General features: G+C 64.1%; 7 protein-coding genes. 5 read left to right on the plus strand and 2 right to left on the minus strand.

The genetic code is table 11. The annotated features are described in order from the left end of the window. Positions 1-94: 94 nt before the first annotated feature. Genes AC1D01_RS22625 through AC1D01_RS22645 form a run of 5 tightly spaced genes read left to right on the plus strand, consistent with a single transcriptional unit; the run spans position 95 to position 3,080 of the window. On the plus strand, positions 95-466 hold the full coding sequence (locus AC1D01_RS22625; RefSeq protein ID WP_477870274.1) for a hypothetical protein: 372 nt from the start codon (positions 95-97) through the stop codon (positions 464-466). After that, positions 463-672, plus strand: a complete 210-nt coding sequence (locus AC1D01_RS22630) for a hypothetical protein (RefSeq protein WP_477870276.1) — start codon at positions 463-465, stop codon at positions 670-672. Before AC1D01_RS22625 ends, AC1D01_RS22630 begins: the two co-directional genes overlap by 4 nt. Before the next feature lie 41 nt (positions 673-713). After that, a complete protein-coding gene (locus tag AC1D01_RS22635; RefSeq protein ID WP_477830853.1) occupies positions 714-1,313 on the plus strand; it encodes a hypothetical protein in 600 nt (199 codons plus the stop codon). A 19-nt stretch (positions 1,314-1,332) separates the two neighbouring features. Beyond that, the gene (locus AC1D01_RS22640) at positions 1,333-2,793 is read left to right on the plus strand and encodes a ParB/RepB/Spo0J family partition protein (protein WP_477870278.1); all 1,461 of its coding nucleotides are present in this window, start codon (positions 1,333-1,335) and stop codon (positions 2,791-2,793) included. Positions 2,794-2,822: 29 nt separating this feature from the next. Beyond that, complete coding sequence (locus AC1D01_RS22645; protein WP_477870280.1) at positions 2,823-3,080, plus strand: helix-turn-helix transcriptional regulator; 258 nt, start codon at positions 2,823-2,825, stop codon at positions 3,078-3,080. Positions 3,081-3,290: 210 nt separating this feature from the next. Here the strand turns inward: AC1D01_RS22645 and AC1D01_RS22650 are convergent, their stop codons facing one another. Together AC1D01_RS22650 and AC1D01_RS22655 are read right to left on the minus strand one after the other, a co-directional pair. Continuing rightward, on the minus strand, positions 3,291-3,761 hold the full coding sequence (locus AC1D01_RS22650) for a hypothetical protein (protein ID WP_477870282.1): 471 nt from the start codon (positions 3,759-3,761) through the stop codon (positions 3,291-3,293). A gap of 241 nt (positions 3,762-4,002) precedes the next feature. Beyond that, positions 4,003-4,347: hypothetical protein (locus AC1D01_RS22655; protein ID WP_477870284.1), on the minus strand; the 345-nt coding region annotated here is incomplete at its 5' end.

Consider the following 4,347-nt stretch of genomic DNA (forward strand, 5'->3'; position numbering starts at 1 on the left):
CTGCTGCTGCTCCTGCTCTGGGGCTTCGGCGGCTGGCTCGCGCCCACCGACTTCTGAACCCGCCCCCGCACGAACTCCATTCAACAGAACCAGCATGAACACCACCGCAGACACGAATTCAGCCGCTGCCGATTCGGCAGCCTTGCGCAGCGAACGGGCCACCTCCCCCGATGACTGGCTGAAGTTCCCGGTCCATCCTTCGAGGCTTCGCACTCTGCGGGAGACCTTCGAGGCCGGGGCCGCCCTTCCGGATGAAGAACTCAAGGTCTTTCTGGAAGCGTTCAGGGAGAAGCTCCTTTACGAAAACATGCCGTGGATGACGGCAGTCGTGGCTGGAGATCTCCGCGAGATCGGCCAAGAAAAGTATCGGATCGGCTGGCGACATGGCCTCGTCTGGGGCGCTGCCGTCGGCTGCCTGGTTGCCCTTCTCTCCGTGGCAACGGGCATGTACTGGGCAGGCGCATGACCAGCCTCGCGACCTGCATTCAGGTGGCACCCGAGCGCGGCTGCGTGCTGTGCCGCCACGGCGCCTGCAACGCTGCTGGCCAGCGCGTCTGTACCTGCCCCGACGCCAGGCTTCCTTGCCCAACGCCCGTCGCGCTTGTCCGCGACATCCGCGGCGCCTGCGGCCCAGAGGCCCGGTTCCTCGATTTCGCCGGCCTGCATCACTGACGTCCCGCGCCGCCCTTCCACATTCCAACGCTACCCACGCCATGATCATCATCACGACAGCCACCGGCGCCGAGGTGTCGCTCAAGCACCCTCTTCCCGGCAACATCGATCTGCGAACGATCGCTCATCACCTCAGCCTCCTCAATCGCTTCACCGGCGCCACCTGCAGGCCCTACAGCCTGGCCGAGCACTCGCTGCTCATCTGCAGGATCGCCGAACGCGAACTCGACCTCGATGTGCACGGCCAGTTCGCGGCACTCATGCTGGCCGCACACAAGGCCTATGTCGGCGAGTTGTCCGCCGCGGCTGAAGACGAGATCGGCGCCCCTTGGATAACCCTGGAGAACCGCTTCGTCCGATTGATCCGCAACGGCTTCGCTCTGAACGTTGCGCACGTCGCGCACGCCCAGGGGCTGCTCAAGGCGGCACTGATCGCGGAGGCCACCGCACGTGCACAGCTCCTGCCGAACCCCGGCACAACGCCTCCTCTTCTTCCCGGCGTGAAGCCGGTGACCTGGGTCAACCTGATGTCGCCCGCTTGCCGAGACACCACGTGGTCCGGCTGGCGCAACGCGTTCATCGAGCGCGCTGACTCTCTCGATTTCCAACGCCAGCAGTTCGCAAGCCGCCTGGTCCACTGAACTCAACCTCGGACGAACCATGGAAACCATCCGCGAGATCGCTCTCGACCAGTTGCACGAGAGCCCCTTCAATCCCCGGCGCACCTTCACCGGCATCGATGAGCTGGCGACGAATATCGTCGCTGAGGGCCGCATCCACCAGCCGATCCTGGTTCGCCCTCGATCCGGCGGCGCCGGCTTCGAGATCGTCTTCGGGCACAGACGCGTCCGGGCCGCTCGCTTCGTCAACCTCCCCAGTGCGCCGTGCATGGTGCGAGACATGACCGACGCCCAGTCCCGCAGCGCCCAGGTCGCAGAGAACCTGCAGCGCACCGACGTGCACCCGCTCGAAGAGGCCGAAGGGTTCATGTCGATGATGCAGGACGATGGCTTGTCCATCGAAGATCTTGTCTCAAGGTTCGGCAAGAGCCGCACCTACTTCTACAACCGGTTCAAGCTGCTCGACGCATGCCCGGCGCTGCGTGAGGCGTACCTCGCCAACGAACTCGGCACGGAGGCGACGCAGCGCATCGCGCGCCTGCCGTCGGCCGCACTTCAGGAGAAGGCGCTGGAGTGCATCAGGCAAGACGCCCAGGCGCGGCTCGCGGCGGGCGGCAATGCAAGCTACCGCAGCATCCAGGCCCTGCTCGCCGCGAAGTTCTCGCTGGAGCTGCGCGCGGCCATCTTCGATATTGCCGATGCGGACCTGCTGCCGGACGTGGGCAGCTGCACCGACTGCTGGAAACGCTCGGGCAACGCGCCCGACTTCGCGGACATGACCGAAGCCGACAGCACGGGCGACAGCCGCAAATCGGGTTCGGCGCGAGTCAGTGCAGACGTCTGCACTGACCCGGACTGCTTCGCGGAGAAGAAGAAAGTCCACCTGCTGCGYGTCGCGCCGCGTGCGGCCGAACGCGCTACTGCGGCCACGAAGCACCCCATCGAACTCGAACCGGCCGCTCAGCATGCCGAGTCAGCCGCCCCAACTGACGATGCATCAGACAGCGATGCGCACGAGGCGGCGGGACCGAATGTGGCTTCGGCGCCAAGCAACATGGACGCAGATCGGACGGAACCGGCTGGGGCGCGACCGGCAAAGCCCGTCCGTGTGCAAAGGCGAAAGGCGATCGACGAAGACGCCACTCCGTCCACCCTCGCCTGCCGCAGCCGACTCGACCTGCTCAAGCGCGTTCGCGAGCGTGCCCTTGCCACCGAGCGCAGCGCATTCGACCTACGACTGGTCGCCAAGTTCGTCTGCGAATCCATCGCATGGCGCCACCGCGCGACCCTCGAAGGTCTGTACGAATGCGGCATCGGAAATCTGGCGGCGCGCATCGACGCGCTGCATCCCTCCGAGGTTGCGCTCTTCCTTCTTGACTGTGCGCTCGCAGCGAACGTGATGGTCGGGGAGACCGAGGTCGAGGAACAGCCCGCCTACCTCATCGCCGCTGCCGAGCACTACCTCTCCACTCCTACGCTGCCGACGCAACCCGCAACGTGACCCGATATCAACAACCCGACAAAGAGCAAATGAGCAAACTCGAACCCATCTACCTCGACCTTCCTGACGTTGCCGCCTTCACCTCGCTGTCTGAGTCGACGGTGGAAAAGCTCGTCCGCGAGGAGGCTTTTCCGAAACCTCGGCTTCTCTCCGGCAGGCGTGTCGCGTGGCTGGTACGCGAGGTGACGGCTTGGTGTGAAGAGCGCCCGGTGTCCAACCTCCTGCCGCCGCCGTTCACGGGCCGTCGCAAGACAGCTCTCGCGCCACAAGYCCATCGAGGCGCGTAGCTTGACCGGCAGCGCGGCTTGCAGCTCAGAGATACACCGAGCAGAGCCGCGCCGTCTGGCAGAGCGCCGCATCTTCCGTCAGACATGTTCTGTTGAACGCCCGCTCTCACGAGCGGCGAACTGCAGGTGTCGACCCGTTGCCGTCGTTCGACGCCTCGTTTTCAAAGCCGCAAAGCTGCCAGCCGCCGCCAGATCCTCCTGATGGCAAGGTTAGGTCTGCCGCGGGTCAAGCGCCTTGAACGGGGCAAAGTGCCAGAGGATGAACGCTATGCCGAGACCAATGAGAGAGCCCAGGCCCCACATGACCTTCGCGGTGCGGAAAACAGGCGCCTGCGACTCTTGGGAGGCGACTGTTTTTCCATCAAACTCAGCGGCGACGATCCAACGCCCACCCAAGAGGCCGACATCTTGCAGCCACACACGAAGTAGCGCGCCCTTACGCGGAATGGGCAACTCGCAGAGCTTTGGCGCCTCAATGCACTGCACCCGGACTTCACCAAAGGAAGGGGTTTGTAGAAAGAGGTAATCCACGCCCTTTAATCTTGATCGAGTAGCGAGGGCGGTCGTCTCTACTGCTTTGGAGAGTTGTAGGCGTGAGGGCAAGAGCAGCCAACTGGCGGCGAAAAAAATGGCTGCCGGTACTGCGATCCAACGGGCAATTGTGAAGCGAAGATCCGTCATGAAGTCTTACGTTTGGCTCAAGAGGCTGAGCGCGTGCGAGTCGCCCCGCAGACGGAATTTATCTGCATTTCCGATTGCGCGGACGTCTGGTCGGCGGCGGCCAGTGTTGACACCTGCAGCCCGTCGCCCGGGCCCGAAAACTCCTGCTCCGCGACGCTGCTTGTTGCATCGTAGCCTCTCACAGCGTTACCCGGGAACAGACGCTGCCCAAGGACGGCTTGTGGCCGGGTGGAGCCTTCCGTCAGTGAGCGCCTCTTGTGAGTGCGACGCGCGCCGGTGCAAGCGCGTGGGCCGCGTCGGGGCTGCCATCGCGGCCAGCTCGCTCGATGACTTCCAGCAATGCACGTCCTGCTTCCGACCGTGGTTCCACTCGCACTGGAACCGGGAAAACGGGATACCAACGCTGCAGATAGACACGAAAGTCCGAAGCATTCCGTTCGAGGCTGCCATGCACGTCAACCGCAATCTTCTTGCCCGCGGCATCAGTGAGCTCAATCCATGCTGACCCGCCGTCTGCGAGGAATACTGAGTCGGTAACTCGGATGGGGCTGCTCATATCAGGAGCGCGCCCGGCAAGAACGTAGGT

It is taken from the genome of Rhizobacter sp. P3_B12 (assembly GCF_056402895.1).